This window comes from Mesorhizobium sp. B2-3-2, from assembly GCF_006442295.1.
Classification (GTDB): Bacteria; Pseudomonadota; Alphaproteobacteria; order Rhizobiales; family Rhizobiaceae; genus Mesorhizobium.
This window is the reverse complement of sequence record NZ_VFWA01000004.1, coordinates 95,794-112,012: the sequence shown is the minus strand read 5'-3', so window position 1 is coordinate 112,012 and position 16,219 is coordinate 95,794. Positions and strand designations below refer to the sequence as shown.

At 64.8% G+C, this 16,219-nt stretch carries 18 protein-coding genes and 1 pseudogene; 9 read left to right on the top strand and 10 right to left on the bottom strand.

The annotated features are described in order from the left end of the window. Nucleotides 1-327 carry a chorismate mutase gene (locus FJ964_RS12020; RefSeq protein ID WP_140550596.1) on the top strand — a complete coding sequence of 109 codons (327 nt, stop codon included), beginning with the start codon at nucleotides 1-3 and terminating at the stop codon, nucleotides 325-327. A gap of 57 nt (nucleotides 328-384) precedes the next feature. Further along, nucleotides 385-780: a 30S ribosomal protein S16 gene (rpsP, locus tag FJ964_RS12015; protein ID WP_140550595.1), complete on the top strand. Its 396-nt coding sequence runs from the start codon at nucleotides 385-387 to the stop codon at nucleotides 778-780. 83 nt (nucleotides 781-863) lie between these two features. Here the strand turns inward: rpsP and FJ964_RS12010 are convergent, their stop codons facing one another. Next, the gene (locus tag FJ964_RS12010; RefSeq protein ID WP_140550594.1) at nucleotides 864-1,127 is read right to left on the bottom strand and encodes a YMGG-like glycine zipper-containing protein; all 264 of its coding nucleotides are present in this window, start codon (nucleotides 1,125-1,127) and stop codon (nucleotides 864-866) included. 276 nt (nucleotides 1,128-1,403) lie between these two features. Between FJ964_RS12010 and FJ964_RS12005 the strand changes: the two genes are divergently transcribed. Further along, entirely contained in the window at nucleotides 1,404-1,811 is a 408-nt protein-coding gene (locus tag FJ964_RS12005; RefSeq protein WP_140550593.1) for an ACT domain-containing protein, read from the top strand. A gap of 214 nt (nucleotides 1,812-2,025) precedes the next feature. On the opposite strand, the gene FJ964_RS12000 is transcribed toward FJ964_RS12005, so the two are convergent. Next, complete coding sequence (locus FJ964_RS12000; RefSeq protein WP_140550592.1) at nucleotides 2,026-3,060, bottom strand: aspartate-semialdehyde dehydrogenase; 1,035 nt, start codon at nucleotides 3,058-3,060, stop codon at nucleotides 2,026-2,028. A gap of 179 nt (nucleotides 3,061-3,239) precedes the next feature. Here FJ964_RS12000 and FJ964_RS30965 point away from each other — a divergent pair, with 179 nt between their 5' ends. The 3 genes from FJ964_RS30965 (at nucleotide 3,240) to FJ964_RS11985 (ending at nucleotide 6,297) form a co-directional block, all read left to right on the top strand. Beyond that, entirely contained in the window at nucleotides 3,240-3,491 is a 252-nt protein-coding gene (locus FJ964_RS30965; RefSeq protein WP_181172445.1) for a hypothetical protein, read from the top strand. Between the two features lie 33 nt (nucleotides 3,492-3,524). Then, nucleotides 3,525-5,366: a DEAD/DEAH box helicase gene (locus tag FJ964_RS11990; protein ID WP_140550590.1), complete on the top strand. Its 1,842-nt coding sequence runs from the start codon at nucleotides 3,525-3,527 to the stop codon at nucleotides 5,364-5,366. A gap of 259 nt (nucleotides 5,367-5,625) precedes the next feature. Continuing rightward, nucleotides 5,626-6,297, top strand: coding sequence for a DUF805 domain-containing protein (locus tag FJ964_RS11985; protein WP_140550589.1), 672 nt, complete (start codon nucleotides 5,626-5,628; stop codon nucleotides 6,295-6,297). On the opposite strand, the pseudogene FJ964_RS31330 reads toward FJ964_RS11985, so the two are convergent. From FJ964_RS31330 to FJ964_RS11960, 5 genes and pseudogenes are all read right to left on the bottom strand, one after another. Continuing rightward, nucleotides 6,287-6,613: pseudogene (locus FJ964_RS31330) on the bottom strand (GNAT family N-acetyltransferase); the annotation flags it as partial. The gene FJ964_RS11985 and the pseudogene FJ964_RS31330 overlap by 11 nt on opposite strands. A 155-nt stretch (nucleotides 6,614-6,768) precedes the next feature. Then, the gene (leuB, locus tag FJ964_RS11975) at nucleotides 6,769-7,872 is read right to left on the bottom strand and encodes a 3-isopropylmalate dehydrogenase (RefSeq protein WP_140550588.1); all 1,104 of its coding nucleotides are present in this window, start codon (nucleotides 7,870-7,872) and stop codon (nucleotides 6,769-6,771) included. Nucleotides 7,873-8,122: 250 nt separating this feature from the next. Further along, nucleotides 8,123-8,473 carry a VOC family protein gene (locus FJ964_RS11970; protein ID WP_140550587.1) on the bottom strand — a complete coding sequence of 117 codons (351 nt, stop codon included), beginning with the start codon at nucleotides 8,471-8,473 and terminating at the stop codon, nucleotides 8,123-8,125. 14 nt (nucleotides 8,474-8,487) lie between these two features. After that, complete coding sequence (locus tag FJ964_RS11965) at nucleotides 8,488-8,871, bottom strand: RidA family protein (protein WP_140550586.1); 384 nt, start codon at nucleotides 8,869-8,871, stop codon at nucleotides 8,488-8,490. Nucleotides 8,872-8,982: 111 nt separating this feature from the next. After that, nucleotides 8,983-10,086: a saccharopine dehydrogenase family protein gene (locus tag FJ964_RS11960; protein ID WP_140550585.1), complete on the bottom strand. Its 1,104-nt coding sequence runs from the start codon at nucleotides 10,084-10,086 to the stop codon at nucleotides 8,983-8,985. A gap of 126 nt (nucleotides 10,087-10,212) precedes the next feature. Here FJ964_RS11960 and FJ964_RS11955 point away from each other — a divergent pair, with 126 nt between their 5' ends. Next, nucleotides 10,213-10,641 carry an Lrp/AsnC family transcriptional regulator gene (locus tag FJ964_RS11955; protein WP_140492118.1) on the top strand — a complete coding sequence of 143 codons (429 nt, stop codon included), beginning with the start codon at nucleotides 10,213-10,215 and terminating at the stop codon, nucleotides 10,639-10,641. A gap of 40 nt (nucleotides 10,642-10,681) precedes the next feature. On the opposite strand, the gene FJ964_RS11950 is transcribed toward FJ964_RS11955, so the two are convergent. After that, complete coding sequence (locus tag FJ964_RS11950; protein WP_140550584.1) at nucleotides 10,682-11,167, bottom strand: hypothetical protein; 486 nt, start codon at nucleotides 11,165-11,167, stop codon at nucleotides 10,682-10,684. A gap of 216 nt (nucleotides 11,168-11,383) precedes the next feature. Here FJ964_RS11950 and FJ964_RS11945 point away from each other — a divergent pair, with 216 nt between their 5' ends. Both FJ964_RS11945 and FJ964_RS11940 read left to right on the top strand, forming a co-directional pair. Continuing rightward, nucleotides 11,384-11,749: a RidA family protein gene (locus FJ964_RS11945; protein WP_140550583.1), complete on the top strand. Its 366-nt coding sequence runs from the start codon at nucleotides 11,384-11,386 to the stop codon at nucleotides 11,747-11,749. A gap of 42 nt (nucleotides 11,750-11,791) precedes the next feature. After that, complete coding sequence (locus tag FJ964_RS11940; protein WP_140550582.1) at nucleotides 11,792-13,018, top strand: amidohydrolase/deacetylase family metallohydrolase; 1,227 nt, start codon at nucleotides 11,792-11,794, stop codon at nucleotides 13,016-13,018. 36 nt (nucleotides 13,019-13,054) lie between these two features. Here the strand turns inward: FJ964_RS11940 and FJ964_RS11935 are convergent, their stop codons facing one another. Both FJ964_RS11935 and FJ964_RS11930 read right to left on the bottom strand, forming a co-directional pair. Further along, complete coding sequence (locus FJ964_RS11935) at nucleotides 13,055-14,845, bottom strand: NAD(P)/FAD-dependent oxidoreductase (RefSeq protein ID WP_140550581.1); 1,791 nt, start codon at nucleotides 14,843-14,845, stop codon at nucleotides 13,055-13,057. 205 nt (nucleotides 14,846-15,050) lie between these two features. Beyond that, the gene (locus FJ964_RS11930) at nucleotides 15,051-15,995 is read right to left on the bottom strand and encodes a MurR/RpiR family transcriptional regulator (RefSeq protein ID WP_140550580.1); all 945 of its coding nucleotides are present in this window, start codon (nucleotides 15,993-15,995) and stop codon (nucleotides 15,051-15,053) included. Between the last annotated feature and the right edge of the window lie 224 nt (nucleotides 15,996-16,219).

The window sequence follows — 16,219 nt, the reverse complement described above, 5'->3', positions numbered from 1 at the left end:
ATGAACGAGGAAAAGGACATGGCGGACGCCCGCACCATCCTAGCCGGCTACCGTGCATCGATCGACAACATCGATGCCGCCCTCATCCACATGCTGGCCGAGCGCTTCCGCTGCACCAAGGCGGTCGGCCTGCTCAAGGCCGAGCACGGCTTGCCGCCGGCCGACCCGGCGCGCGAACAGCAGCAGATCGCCCGGCTTCGCCAGCTGGCGGATGATGCGCATCTCGACCCGGATTTCGCGGAGAAATTCCTCAATTTCGTCGTCCGCGAAGTGATCCGCCACCACGAACAGATCGCCGCTGCCAACGCCGTGACGAAAACCGGCTGAAGACAAAGATTTAGCCGCAACCCTATCAACGAAATCAGAGCTTTTAGGAGATAAGAAATGGCACTGAAGATCAGACTGGCCCGCGCGGGCTCGAAGAAGCGTCCTTACTACCACGTCGTCGTCGCCGACGCGCGCTCGCCGCGCGACGGCCGTTTCATCGAGTCGCTCGGCTCGTGGAACCCCCTGCTGCCGAAGGACGGCGAGCGCGTCAAGGTTGACGCCGAGCGCGTCAAGCACTGGCTGTCGCACGGCGCCCAGCCGACCGACCGCGTGCTGCGCTTCCTCGACGAGGCCGGCCTCGCCAAGCGCGACGCCCGTTCCAACCCGAAGAAGGCCGAGCCCGGCAAGAAGGCGCAAGAGCGCGCCGCGCTTCTGAAGAAGGCGCAGGACGACGCCGCTGCCGCCGTCGCGGCGGCCGCGGCCGCACCGGCGGAGCCCGCCACGGCCGAGTAATCGATCATCGATCGGCGTTTTCGAAACGGCGGGCTAAGGGCCCGCCGTTTGCTATTTCGAATTCATTGGGCGGATGGCGCCTCTCAATACCCGCTCGGGCAGCGATCGATATAGACACGGCCGCGGCTATCGCGATAACGGCAGCGGCCCGGTTCACTGGCCCGCCCGATCAAAGCGCCGGCCACGGCGCCGACCGCGCCGCCAACCACGGCGCCCTGGACGGGATCGCCCGCCACCGCCGCACCGATCGCCGCTCCGCCCAGGCCGCCGACAGCCGCGCCTTTTTCCGTCTGCGAGCAGGCGCCAAGCGCTGCCGTCAGCACCAGAATGGTCATGATTTTCTTCATAGTCGTTCCTCTCTCACGGGGATCGCCGTCCTCGCCGCCATGTTCTTAACTCCCAGACGGCCAATTTGATCCCTAGACATTGAAGGCCGGCGCTTGGCCGCCCCTGCCAAGGCCATGCCGATCTCCGGCAAGCATTTGAAATGGTTGATATTCTCACGCCATAGCGCAGTTCTTTCGCCGATTCGTCCGTGCAGCGCGCCGGCGCGGCTATCGACGCGCTTGGGTCGCGTATATGAAGAGCCGGCGGGCGTGGCCCGTCAGACAAGAGCAGGCGACATGGCCGGAGAGACAGATCTAAAGGCATTGCTGGCGTCGATGACGCCGGAATTGATTGCCGGCATCCATGTCTTCGCCACGCTGCCGGCGGGCGTATCGGTTCCGGAAGGGCTCGAAGCGGTCATGTTGTTTCGCGAACGCGAAGGCACGACATTGATCCTGCTCGAAGACGAGGCGCAGGCAGCCGGGCTGGAAGCCGCTTTCCGTTGCCGCATGATAACGCTGAACATCCATTCGTCGCTGGAAGCCGTCGGCTTCCTCGCCGCCATCACCGCGCGCCTTGCTGCCGCAGGCATGGGCGTCAATCCCGTCTCCGCCTTCTATCACGACCATCTGTTCGTGCCGGCCGACCGGGCGGAAGAGGCGATCGCGATATTGGTGGGGTTGGCGGAAAAGAACCGGGAGTGACCTATCGCATCATGCGCCTGCGCTACCCTTCATCCGCCTGCCGGAACCTTCTCCCCGTATAGGGACGAGGAGAAGGGAGCTACGGCCAAAGACCGAGCCTGCGACCGCAGGCCGCCGGTCGTCCGGCGCGCCCGCGCAGGGCCAGCCGCGGCAGCGGCGGTGCGGCCCGTGAGCGAGACCAGAATCGGCCAAAGGCCGAGCCCGTGAGCGAGAACTATGCCGCCTTCTTCTTCGGCTGGATCAGGCCGCGCTCGACCAGCAGCTCGGCGATCTGCACCGCGTTGAGGGCGGCGCCCTTGCGCAGATTGTCGGAAACGATCCACATCGACAGGCCGTTGTCGATGGTCGAATCCTCGCGGATTCGCGAGATGAAGGTGGCGTCCTCGCCAGCCGATTCCAGCGGCGTGATGTAGCCGCCGTCCTCGCGCTTGTCCAAGACCTGGCAACCCGGCGCCTCGCGCAGGATGTCCCGCGCCTCGTCGGCGGTGATCGGCTTTTCGAACTCGATGTTGACCGCTTCCGAATGGCCGATGAAGACCGGCACGCGCACGCAGGTCGCCGTCAGCTTGATCTTGGGATCGAGCATCTTCTTGGTCTCGGCGACCATCTTCCACTCTTCCTTGGTGAAGCCGTCGTCGAGGAAGACGTCGATATGCGGGATCACGTTGAAGGCGATGCGCTTGGTGAACTTCTTGACGTCGACCTGGTCGGCGACGAACACGGCGCGTGTCTGCGTGAACAGCTCGTCCATGCCTTCCTTGCCGGCGCCCGACACCGACTGATAGGTGGCCACGACGATGCGCTTGATGGTGGCCGCGTCATGCAGCGGCTTCAGCGCCACGACAAGCTGCGCCGTCGAGCAGTTCGGGTTGGCGATGATGTTCTTGCGGGTGAACAGGGAGATCGCGTCCGGGTTCACTTCCGGCACGATCAGCGGCACGTCGGCGTCGTAGCGGAAGGCCGAGGAATTGTCGATGACGACGCAGCCCTGCTTGCCGATCTTGGGCGACCATTCCTTCGAGACATTGCCGCCGGCCGACATGATGCAGATGTCGGTGTCGGAAAAGTCGTAGGTGTCGAGCGCCCGGACCTTCAGCGTGCGGTCGCCGAACGACACTTCCGTGCCCTGACTGCGCCGCGAGGCAAGCGCCACCACTTCGCTGACCGGAAAACCGCGCTCTTCCAGTATGTTGAGCATTTCGCGGCCCACATTGCCCGTGGCGCCAACTACCGCAACCTTGAAACTCATAAAGATCTCCTATCCCTCTCCGCTTGGTTGTTGGAGAAAACCCGCCGGCCAGGTGCGGGTTCCGTCCCCCGGGCCGAACCCGGGAGAGGGTGGTCAGGCCAAGGGAATCACACCGTTTTGGTGGTGGTTTTGGCCGTTATATTGCTGGAACGGGGGGACGCGCCGAGATGCCCGGCCCAATGATGCTCATTGAGGCTGGGGGCGTCGAATGCAAGAAGAGCCATCAAAAGGCCGCGCATCGAAAAACGATCCCGTTCGAAGCGGGCTTTTACGCGGTTTCGATAAAGAGTCAATCAGCGGTGTTTCTTCCTTCCCTCCTTGCGGGAGAAGGAAAGGCGGTGCCGCTTGCCCTGTACAAGAGCGGCGCCAGCAAGTACGAACGGCTGAGATTGTCTGGCTGGCGTGGCGCCGGCCCGCCTCGTGCTCCATGATGAGCGCAGAACCCTGAATTCCGAAAGAGCGAGATGTCCAACTTCGAAGGTATCGTTCCGGCGCTGGCGAAGGCGCTGGAAAAACGCGGCTATGCCGAACTGACACCGGTGCAGAAGGCGGTCCTGGAACTTGGCCAGGCCGACGCGCTGGTGTCGGCACAGACCGGTTCGGGCAAGACGGTGGCCTTCGGCCTTGCCATGGCGCCGACGCTCCTGGGCGGCGCCGAACGCTTTGCCCATGCCGCGGCCCCGCTGGCGCTGGCGGTGGCGCCGACGCGCGAGCTGGCGCTGCAGGTGACGCGGGAACTGGAATGGCTCTACGAGCTGACCGGCGCCACGGTCGCCTCCTGCGTCGGCGGCATGGATATGCGCACGGAACGGCGCGCGCTGGAGCGCGGCGCCCATATCGTCGTCGGCACGCCCGGCCGGCTGCGCGACCACATCACGCGAAACTCGCTCGATATGTCGGCGCTCAAGGCGGTGGTGCTGGACGAAGCCGACGAGATGCTCGATCTCGGTTTCCGCGAGGACCTGGAATTCATTCTCGACGCCGCGCCGGCCGAGCGCCGCACGCTGATGTTTTCGGCCACCGTGCCGCGCTCCATCGCAACCCTCGCCCAGGGCTATCAGCGGGACGCGGTGCGCATCTCGGCCGCCGGCGAGGAAAAGCAGCATCTCGACATCGAGTACCGGGCGCTCAGCGTCGCCCAGGCCGACCGCGAGAACGCCATCATCAATGTGCTGCGTTTCTACGAAGCGAAGAACGCGCTGGTGTTCTGCAACACCCGTGCCGCCGTCAACCATCTCACCGCGCGCTTCAACAACCGCAATTTTTCCGTCGTCGCGCTCTCGGGTGAGCTCAGCCAGAACGAACGCAGCCACGCCTTGCAGGCGATGCGGGATGGCCGCGCCAAGGTCTGCATCGCCACCGACGTGGCGGCGCGCGGCATCGACCTGCCCAATCTCGAACTGGTGATCCATGCCGACCTGCCGACCAACCCGGAAACGCTGCTGCACCGAAGCGGCCGCACCGGACGCGCCGGGCGCAAGGGCGTCAGCGCACTGATCGTGCCGGGCAGCGCGCGCAGGCGCACCGAACGGCTGCTGGCGAGCGCCAAGCTGACCGCGACATGGGCAAGTCCGCCATCCGCCGACGACGTGATCCGCCGCGACGACGAGCGCATCCTTGCCGATCCCGCTTTCGACGAACCGGTGAAGGACGACGAGCGCGCCTTCATCGACGCGCTTCTCGCCAGGCATGGCGCCGAACAGGTGACGGCCGCCTTCGTGCGGCTGTGCCGCTCCAGCCGCTCGGCGCCCGAGGATCTGATGGAAATCGCGCCGTTCACGCCGTCGCGTGAAAGACCGGCGGGCGAAAACTTCGCCCGCCGCGACGATTTCGGCGCCAGCGTCTGGTTCTCGCTCTCGGTGGGGCGCCGGCAGAATGCCGAGCCGCGCTGGCTGATCCCGATGCTGTGCCGCACCGGCAGCATCACCAAGCGCGAGATCGGCGCCATCAAGATGCAGCCGGAAGAGACCTTCGTGCAGATATCAGCCGACTGGGCCGACCGTTTCCTCGCCGCCATCGGTCCCGACCGCAAACTGCAAGGTAACATCGTGGTGAAACGGCTGGACGGCACGCCGGACCTGTCGCGCGCCGGCTACCAGCCACCAAGCCCCGACAAGAAACCGCATCGCGGCAAGGCGCCGTTCGACCCGAACGCGCCGAAGCGCAAATTCGAGAAGCGCGCGCCGGCTGGCGACCAGCGCCCCGCCGCATCGGACGCGAAGCCCTGGGCGAAGAAGCCGGGCAAGCCGAAATTCGACAACGCCGGACCGCCGAAACACAAGAAGGCGAAGAAGCGGCCGAGCTGAGGTCTTCCGGCGCCAGGGCAGCCGTCGCATTTTCATGCCCGCCCTTGCGATCCGCCGGAACTTTGAACAGTCTGGGCGGGGCGTTCGGGGATCGGGACATGCGCGGCGAAGTTCTTCACTATGACGAGGCCCAGGGCTTCGGCTTCATCACCAGGGGAGAGCGGTGCCGGCGGGCGTCAGAACGTAGTATCGCGTGCGTATTGTAATATATGCAATCGTGAGTAGTATGTGGCGACGCAACGTGAAATGGGGGCAGAGCATGCGCGGGGCGGTGTTCCACTATGACGAAGGTCAGGACTATGGTTACATCGACGGAATTGACGGCAAACGCTATATCTTTTCCCGTATCGATCTGAGCCAGGAACTCATCCTAGTCAGGGGTGCTCTTGTCGAGTTCCGGCCGGACGACGGCACTGCGCATAACATAGTCGCGGTGGCCTCGGCCGCACCGCCGTCTAGTACCGGTCAGCCACGGCAGACCAGCCGTTCTGCCCCAAATCGGCCGGCCTACCCCACAGGGCTGTGGGCTTACTTCTGGCGCGCGGTGATTGCGGACTACAGCAATTTCAACGGACGCTCCCGCCGCAAGGAATTCTGGGCCTTCTGGCTATTCTACACTCTCGGGATATTCACGCTTTTCGGCTTCGGGATACTTGTTGACCTGGCGATCAACGGCTTCGAAACCAACGCGGACAGGGCGCCGATAGGGTCCATAGGATTCATACCCCTCCTGGTTTTCCTTTCGGGATTGATCCTGCCTTGGATTGCGCTCCTCGTGCGGCGTGTGCATGACGCCGGCCTGAGCGGCTGGTTTGCCCTGCTCTGCTTCATCCCGCTCATCGGTGGCATCGCCCTGCTAGTCTTCGGGCTTATGCCGCCTCAGCTGGGCGAAAACCCTTGGGGGCCCGTGCCGACCGGTGTCAGGGTTTGATCGCCCCCAGCGCCTCGTCCGAAAGCCTGAGAAATAGCTTCTGGCCATGACGTTCGGCGCCAAGCCGGTCGTAGAAGCGCAGCGCGCCTTCGTTCCAGTTCTCGGTGGTCAGGTCGATGCAGCTGATGCCGTGGCGTCGGCAATGGCCGGCGAGAAAGCTGATCAGCGCCCGGCCGACGCCGGCGTTGCGAGCTTTGTCGCGCACGAACAGGTCCTTGAGAAACAGCAACCGCTCGAGATCGATGCCGGAATGCGCGATCGCCACCGACGCCAGGCCGCTGACCTTGCCCTCGACGAAGGCCAGCGCGAAATGCGGATAGGCCGGGCTTCCTCGCGAGCCATTTCCGTGCCGCCGACGAGGCGCGCGTGGTCGAGCGGCGGTTGCCGTATTGCACCGCCATTTCGCACAGCACGGTGGCGAGCGCCGTCGCGTCGTCGGTCGTCGCCCGGCGGACGTCGACCGTCATGGGCTCAGCCCAGGAACTTGGCGATGATCGCGTCGCCCATCTCGACCGTGCCGACCTCGGTCATGCCTTCGGACATGATGTCTTTCGTCCGCAGGCCCTGATCGAGCACGGCGGCGATTGCCGCTTCGAGCTTGTCGGCTTCATCGACCATGCCGAAGGAATAGCGCAGGCACATGGCAAAGGAAGCGATCATGGCGATCGGGTTGGCGATGCCCTTGCCGGCGATATCGGGCGCCGAACCGTGCACCGGCTCGTAAAGCGCCTTGCGCTTCTTGGTCTTGGCATCCGGCGCGCCGAGCGAGGCGGAAGGCAGCATGCCGATCGAGCCGGTCAGCATGGCGGCGATGTCGGACAGCATGTCGCCGAACAGATTGTCGGTGACGATGACGTCGAACTGCTTGGGCCAGCGCACCAGTTGCATGCCGCCGGCATCGGCCAGCATGTGGTCGAGCTTGACGTCGGAATAGCGGGCCTTGTGGGTCTGGGTGACGACCTCGTTCCACAGCACGCCGGATTTCATGACATTGCGCTTTTCCATCGAGGTGACATGGTTCTTGCGCGTGCGCGCCAATTCGAAGGCGACGCCCGAAATGCGCTCGATCTCGAACGTGTCGTAGACCTGCGTGTCGATGCCGCGCTTCTGGCCGTTGCCGAGATCGATGATCTGCTTGGGCTCGCCGAAATAGACGCCGCCGGTCAGTTCGCGCACGATCAATATGTCGAGGCCTTCGACCACCTCCTGCTTGAGCGAGGAGGACGCCGCCAGCGCCGGATAGCAGATCGCGGGCCTGAGATTGGCGAACAGCTCCATGTCCTTGCGCAGGCGCAGCAGGCCGGCCTCGGGGCGAACCTCGTAAGGCACGGCATCCCATTTCGGACCGCCGACGGCCCCGAACAGCACGGCGTCGGCGGCAACAGCCTTCTCCATATCGGCATGGGAAATCGCGGCACCATGTGCATCGTAGGCTGAGCCGCCGACCAGCCCCTCGTCGGTGGCGAAGCCGCTGCCGAGCTTCTCGTTCATGGCCGCTATCAGCTTCTTGACCTCGGCCATGGCCTCGGGGCCGATACCGTCGCCGGGGAGCAGGAAAAGATGCTTCGTTGCCATGGAGAAACCGTCCCAGAAAGATTTCGCTTCGATTTTGCACAGAGCCCTTTGCGCGCCAAGGAGGCGCGCGGCGCTGTGCGACCGCGGCCTTGCTAAACGCCAAGCGGTTGCGACGCAAGGAGGAACAATTGGCGAAGGCGGCTAAGTGCGTAATCTCCCCCCTTGAGGGGGAGATGGCCGGCAGGCCAGAGGGGGGCGCTGTCCCGCCAACATTTCCAGGTCTGCCGTCGCCTCGGCGCTTTGGAGATATTCACCGATGCGAGAGAATGTTGACCAGCCGGCCGAAGGGATCGCGCACATAGAAGCGGCGCACGTCCCAGGGCTCGTCGGCCGGCCCGTATTCGATGGCGAAGCCGGCTGCCTTCATGGCGTCGAGCGCGGCATCGACATCATCGACCTCGATCGACAGGTCCGGCACCGGCGTGCCCGACCCGCCTTGCGCCATGAAGCTGACCTGCGCCTGCATTCTTTCCCCGGAACCATAGGTGGCGATCCAGCCTTGATCCATGAGCACATCGAGGCCGAGCACGTCGTGATAGAAGCGCTTCGCCCCCGCGATGTCCCGCGTCTCGATATTGGCCACGATGCGCCGCACCTTCATGGCATTGGCCCTCCTCAGACTGTGCGCCGAAGCGCCGTCACCTCGATTTCGATCTTCATCTCCGGCTTGTTGAGCTGGCACACGATCATCGTCGCCGCCGGCCTGATCTCGCCGAACGCCTCGCCGAGAATGGGGAACACCACGTCGACGAAGGCCTGGTCGGTTATGTAGTAGTGCGCGCGCACCACATCTTCCATGTCGAAGCCGCCGTCCAGCAAGGCCTTGGCGATGGTTGCCAGGCAGTTGCGCGTCTGGGCCTCGACCGTCTCCGGCATCGTCATAGAGGCATAGTCATAGCCGGTCGTTCCGGACACGAAACACCAGTCGCCCTGCACCACGGCGCGCGAATAGCCGGCGGTCTTCTCGAAGGGCGAACCGGTGGAGATCAGCTTTCGCATGGCATTCTCGCAAAGGGGTGTTCGCAACCACTTTGCGGGCAAAAACCACGCGCCGCCATAGGCCAGACGGAGCTGGCGGTTGTCCCGATGACCTTGATTGTCCGCTGGGCTTCAGCTCGCCAGCCGGCTGACCATCTCGTGCTGGGCGTAGGCGCGGCCGAAGCGGTTGGCGAGGAAGGCGTCGAGCGCGATGTCCTCCTGCTTGACGAAGCCTGTCGCCGGCAAGGTGCCGTCGGCCAGCATGTCGAGCACGGCGCAGATGCCGGACGCCGTGGTGATCTGGATGGCGCTGCGCACCGTCTGGCCGACCCGCTTCGAATAGATCTTGTTGGCGTAGGTCTCCTGCAGCAGGCGGCCGTTCTTGCGCCCCGAGACGGTGACGAAGACGATGACCACGTCCTGCAGCGTCGCTGGCAGCGCGCTTTCGAAAATATCCTTCAGCACCTCGCGGCGATGGCGCAGGCCGAGATCGTTGAGCAGCGCCTTCATGATGGCGGCGTGGCCGGGATAGCGGATGGTGCGGTAGTTGAGCGTGCGCACCTTGCCCTTCAGCGTCTCGGCCAGCGTGCCGAGCCCGCCCGAGGTGTTGAAGGCCTCGTAGGTTACCCCGTCGAGCGAGAATTCCTCGCGCTCCTCCAGCGGCGGCACCTCGACCAGCTCACCCTCGACGATCGCCTCGCAGGGCTCGCAATATTCGTTGATGACGCCGTCGGTGCTCCAGGTCAGATTGTAGTTCAGCGCGTTCGAAGGATATTGCGGCAGCGCGCCGACGCGCATGCGCACGCTTTCCAGCGTGTCGAAGCGGCTGGCGAGATCGTTGGCGACGATCGAGATGAAGCCGGGCGCCAGCCCGCATTGCGGGATGAAGGCGCTGTCGGCCGAACGCGCCAGTTCCTTTACGCGCCGGGTCGAGACGACGTCTTCGGTGAGGTCGAGATAATGCACGCCGGCGCTTGCGGCGGCTTCGGCGATACGCGTGGTCAGATGGAAGGGAGCGGCGCTGAGCACCGCGAACTTGCCGGCGAGCGCAGCTTCCAGCGTGCCCGCGGCCGCGATGTCGAGTTCCAGCGTCTCGACGCCGTCAGGCAGTTCGGCCGCGGCAAGCTGCGCGGCCGAGCGGTCGACGAGGGTGACGTGATAGTCCCCGGTTGAAAACAGCATCTCGGCAATGGTCGAGCCGATCTTGCCGGCGCCGACGACAACAATGTTCTTCATGATGCGGTTCCCTCGCCCGACAGTTGATTTGCCCCGCTACAATCGCGGCTTGCCGGACGAAAGGAAGCGTGGAATTGTGCGAAATGAAGTACAGTTTTAATCAATATGCCGACCAGGTTCGTTGAAATGCTCAGTGATGCCGACCAGGCCCTGCTTGCCCTGCTGCGCGAGAACGCGCGCGCCTCGACCGCCGCTTTGGCGCGCCGGCTCGGCGTGTCGCGCACTACGGTGCAGAGCCGCATCGAACGGCTGGAGCAGCGCGGCATCATAGCCGGCTACGGCGTCAAGCTTGCGCCCGACTATGAACAGGGACTGGTGCGGGCGCATGTGCTGCTCACCGTGACGCCCAAGCTCGCCGACAAGGTGGTGCGCAGCCTGCGCGCCCTGGCGCCGGTCAGGACGCTGCATTCGGTGAGCGGCAATTTCGACATGATCGTCATCGCCGACGCGCCGTCGATCAAGGACCTGGACACGCTGCTCGACCAGATCGGCGCCCTCGAAGGGGTCGAACGGACGTCGTCGTCGATCATCCTGTCGACGCGGATCGATCGCTAAAGCACTCGGCCCACAGGCGATCCGGATGAATACGCCCGCCTCAGCCTCCCAGCGGATAGGGCATGTAGCCGACGAAGCCCGCGATCTTCCAGCTGCCGCCGACCTTCCTGCAGAAATACAGCGTCTGCCATTTCAGCCTGTCGACGCCGCCATCCGCCTTGGCGACGGTGCCGTCGAATTTCTTGTGCAGCACCGCGCGGTCGCCGTCGACATCGATGTCGCGCAGGTTGGTGACGCGGAACAGCGCCTCGCGCAGCGGCTCGGCGAATTTGGTCGCCGCCGTTTCCTTGGCCTGGCGCAGCCACTCGTCGCGGTAGATCTCCAGCCTGGGGAATTGCAGCCGCCAGGCGTCGGCGTTGGCAAGAAAATGCGCGTGCATGCCGAAGAAGCTTTCGGCGACGAAATCATCCTCGACCATGGGCCAGTCCTGGCCAATGAAGGCATCGATGTCGCGCCGCACCAGCATCTCCCAAAGCGCGTGGCGGTCGGCATCGCCGGATGGAAACGGATTCTTGTCGAAGGTCATTCTAGGTTCTCCGCTCTGGAAATGCGCCCGGCCCGAATGGCTTGGAGCCCGGCCGGCGAGCGCACGATGCAAGCGCTTCTGTAATAAAGCAACGTGGATTTCCAAGAATGTTGCTTTCCAACAAGGCCTCTATCGGGATCGCCTCGATCGGGGTAAATCTCGGCCGAGGCGGGCGCTCCCATAGTGTCCCGCCATATCATCAGAGGAGGTCCGCTCTTGCCCAAACAATGTTTTGGAACATCGCATGTCCCGCTGTCACCCGCGGTGCGGGCCGGCGACTTCGTCTATGTCTCGGGCCAGGTGCCGGTCGGCGGCGACGGCATCGTCGTCAAGGGCGGCATAGCGGAACAGACAGAGCAGGTGCTTTCCAACGTCAAGGCGGCGCTGGCGCTGGCCGGCTGCACCATGGACGATGTCGTCAAGACCACCGTCTGGCTGGAGGACGCGCGCGACTTCGGTGCCTTCAACACCGTCTATGCCAGGCATTTCCCGAAGAACCCGCCGGCCCGCACCACGGTCGAATCGCGGCTTATGATCGACATCAAGATCGAAGTGGAAGCCGTCGCCTATCGGCCGCTCTGACGGCCGTCGACGAGGATGGAACGAAGCGGAGAGGCGCGCCCGATGCAATTTGATCTTCTGTTCAAGGGCGGGCGGCTGATCGATCCGGCGGCCGGGCTCGACGCGCCGCGCGATCTCGCCATCGCCGATGGCCGCATCGCCGCCATCGATGCCGACATTCCCGCCGACCGCGCGGCCCGCGTCATCGATGCCAAGGGCCGCATCGTCGCGCCGGGCCTCGTCGACCTGCACAGCCACGTCTATTGGGGCGGCACCTCGCTCGGCGTCGATGCCGACCACCTGGCGGCCAAGAGCGGCACCACCACCTTCATCGATGCCGGCAGTGCCGGCGCCGGCAATTTCCTCGGCTTTCGCCGTCATGTCATGGAGCGCTCGAAGGTGCGCATCCTGGCCTACGTCAACATCTCCTTCGCCGGCATTTTCGGCTTCTCGCAAACAGTGTCGGTCGGCGAGTGCAGCGATCTCAGGCTCTGCGAACCGCGCGAGGTGGTGGCGGCGGTGCGCGAGCACACCGACGTCGTCGTCGGCGTCAAGGTCCGCTCCGGCAAGCATGCCGGCGGAGCCAGCGGCATCGCGCCGGTCGATCTGGCGCTGGAGGCGGCCGACAAATCCGGTCTGCCGCTGATGGCGCACATAGACGAACCCCCGCCCGGGCGCTCGGAAGTGCTGCCGCGCCTGCGCCGCGGCGACATTCTCACTCATTGCTTCCGGCCGTTTCCCAATGCACCGGTCTTCGCCTCCGGCGCGGTGCGGCCCGACATGCGGCTGGCGCGCGAGCGCGGCGTCATCTTCGATCTCGGCCACGGCATGGGCTCGTTCGACTTCGAGGTCGCCCGCGCCATGCTGGCCGAAGGGCTGGCGCCCGACGTCATCTCGAGCGACGTGCATCTCTACTGCGTCGACGGTCCGGCCTTCGACATATTGGTGTGCATGTCGAAGCTGCTGGCGCTCGGCATGCCGCTGGTCGAGGTGTTGCGCGCCGCCACGCAAGCGCCGGCGCAGGCGATCGCTCAGCCTGATCTGGGCACGCTCAAGGTCGGAACAGTCGGCGACGTCGCGCTGCTGCGGCAGCATTCCGGCCGCTTCACTTTCGTCGATGCGGTCGGCGCCTCGCTGGTCGCCGACCAGCGGCTGGTCTGCGAAGGCATCGCCATCGGCGGCGCCTGGTGGCCGAACGAGACGGTGAACGATATCGGCGACACCGAGCGTTTCGAGACGCATGCAAACCATACGCATGTCGAGGTGGCGGCGAGGCATTTCGGGCGATGATTGGCCAATCTCCCCTCTCGTGGGTGAGATAGAACGTCACCGCTGTGCGTTGCTGACCGCCCCGTAAACCGGCGTCGCAATTCCCTCCATCCGCGCCTTGATCTGCAGCGCCACATATTTCGAATAGAAGCGCGACAGCGCCAAATTGCCGCCGTGGAACCACAGCGCTTCCTGCGCCGTCGGTTTCCACATGTTGCGCAATTCGCCCTGCCATGGCCCGGGGTCGCCCTTGACGCCGGAGCCGAGGCCCCAGCACGGGCCGACCTTGTCGGCGACCTCGCGCGAGACGATTTGCGCTACGGTCTCGTTCATCGACTGATAACCGGTGCAGGCGATGATGGCGTCGGCTTCAAGCTCGCTGCCGTCCTCGAACAGGATGCCGCTAGGCGTGAGCGACTTGATCGCCACACCGCTGCGGATGCCGATCTTGCCGTCGATGATCAGGTCCGAAGCGCCGACATCGATGTAGTAGCCGGAGCCGGTTCGGTAGGCCTTCATCAGCAGGCCGGTCTCGTCGTCGCCGAAGTCGAGGGCGAACCCGGCGGCGCCAAGCCGCTCGTAAAAAGCGGCGTCGCGTGCGCGGATGACGTCGTAGAGCGCCCGCTGGCCCTTGGGCACCAGCGCGAAGGGCGTCGAGGCGACGATCATGTCGGCCTTTTCGGTGGTGATGCCGCGCGCCAGCGCGTTCTCCGAAAAGATCTCGAAACCGACTTCCATCAGCGTGTCCGACTTGACCACGGTTGTCGGCGAACGCTGGATCATGGTGACCTCGGCGCCGCTTTCCCAGAGATCGACGCAGACGTCGTGCCCGGAGCTCGCCGCGCCGATGACGGCGACCTTTTTGCCGCGGAATTTCTCGCCGCTGGAATACTGGCTGGAATGCAGGATCTCGCCCTTGAACCGATCGGCGCCGGGCAGGTCGATCGGCCGCGCCGGACCATAGGCGCCGGTGGCGAAAACGATGTGCTTCGGCTTCAGCGTGATGTGCTGGCCGACGCGGTCCACGACCACGGTCCAGACCTTCTCGACCTCGTCATAGCTGGCGCTGACGCATCTGGTGGCGACCCAATAGTTGAGCTCCATGACGCGCGTGTACATTTCCAGCCAGTCGCCCATCTTGTCCTTGGGCGTGAAGACCGGCCAATTGTCGGGAAACGGGATGTAAGGCAGATGGTCGTACCAGACCGGATCGTGCAGCACGAGGGTGCGATAGCGCTTGCGCCAGGAATCGCCCGGCCGGGCATTCTTCTCGATGACGATCGAGGGCACGCCGAGCTGCCTGAGCCGCGCGCCCAGCATGATGCCGCCCTGGCCGCCGCCGATGACCAGGCAATAGGGCTGCTCCGAAGCGCCGAGCTCGCGGATCTCGCGCGCCCGCGCCTCCGACCAGGTCTCGCGCTCCGGATCGGCCTTGTGGCGCACGCCCAGCGGCCGCGCCGCGCCCTTGCGCTCCTCGAATCCTTTGAGGTCGGTCATTGCCGTGAACAATGTCCGGCAGCGGCCGTCGCGCAGGCGCATGATGCCCTGGCCCGAGGCCACAGCGGTCTCGAAGGTGAACCAGGCCTCGATGATGCCTTCGTCCGAGGTGGCTTCGCCGGTGAGCTGCCATGCGGAGGGCTTGGTTGTCGCCAGCGTCGCCTTCAGCATGTCGGCGATCGCCTGGCGGCCTTCCATCGTGGTGACGTTCCAGGTGAAGGTCAGGAGGTCGCGCCAGTAGCAATCGTCGACGAACAGGTTGGCCGCGGCGGGAGCATCGCCGGCTTCGAGCGCTTGCGCCAGGGATGCGAGCCATGCGGCCGCCTGTTTCGTCGGTGCCATTTCGAGCATTTTTCTCTTTCCCTCTTTACTTCTCAAGTCAGCGCCGCCCGTCCTGTCCTTCTCCCCTTGTGGGAGAAGGTGGCCTCGCGCAGCGAGGTCGGATGAGGGGTGCTCCAGGGAATGCCAACGCCTCACTCCGCTGGAACACCCCTCAACCGTCTCGGCGCTGCGCGCCGATCCACCTTCCCACAAGGGGAGAAGGAAAAAATGCGCCTCAATCCCCGAGCGGCTCCATCTCCTTGCCGGTGCGGTGGATCTGGGCGTTGTACTTGATGCGGCGCACCGTTTCGCGGGCCGAGCCGTCGAGCTTGTAGGCGGCAGCCACCGCCATGAGGTCGATCATGGCCAGGAAGGCGAAGCGCGATGCCGTCGGCTTCAGCGTATCGGGATATTCCGGCACCGCCACGGTCAGCCTGACATCGCCGACGCGGGCGAGCTCGGTATCGGGCGCCGTCAGGCAGATGGCGTTGGCGCGGTAGTGCTTGGCGAGTTCGACCGCCTCGATCACCTCACGCGTGCGGCCCGTCGCCGAAATGGCGATCACCAGGTCGCCTGGTTTCAAGGTCGAGGCCGTCATGCGCATCAGATAGGGGTCGCATTGCGCGCTGATCGATATGCCGTAGCGAAACAGCCGGTATTGCGTTTCCTGCGCCAGCGCCGAAGAGCTGCCGCCCAGTCCGAACACGGTGACCTGGCGCGCCTTGGCGATCAGTTCGGCGGCCTTCTGCAGCTGGACCGGGTCGAGCTGCCGTTCGGCCTCCTGCAGCGCCCGCCGCGCTTCGCCGAACACGGCGTTCCAGAACGGCATGCCGGTGTCGCTCTCCCTGGCCGGCGAGGTGTCCAGATAAAGCGCGCCGACGACCAGGCTCTGCGCCAGCTTCAGCTTGAAATCACGCACGCCCTCGCAGCCGATGGCGCGGCAGAAGCGGGTCACCGTCGGTTCGCTGACGCCGGCACGCTGGGCAAGGGCGGCATTGGAGGCATCGACCGCGTATTTGACGTCGTCGAGCACCACATCGGCGACGCGGCGCTCGGCCGGACGCAGCTCGGCATAGGAATCCTTGACCAGCGAGATGATGTCGGGAATGCGCCGGACAGGCTCGCGCCCGTCCGCCTCGCCGTCCGTCATCAGGCCTTCCCGGCTGTCAGCTTCGGTCATGAAGTGGTCTTCCCTGGTCCCTTGTCGACCTCTTACCATGCTGCACGCTGTCGTTCCATGCGCGTGACCCGCTGCAACTGCTGCGTGCCGCTGCGGCATGCCGCCGGCTTTACCGGTCTGCGCCATCCGTCTTCCGGCGCCGCTTTTCCCGAGTATGTAGGAAAGCAACACGCATTTCAAGACAAAGAAAAGACAATGAAAGCAGATATATAGAGGAATAGGCG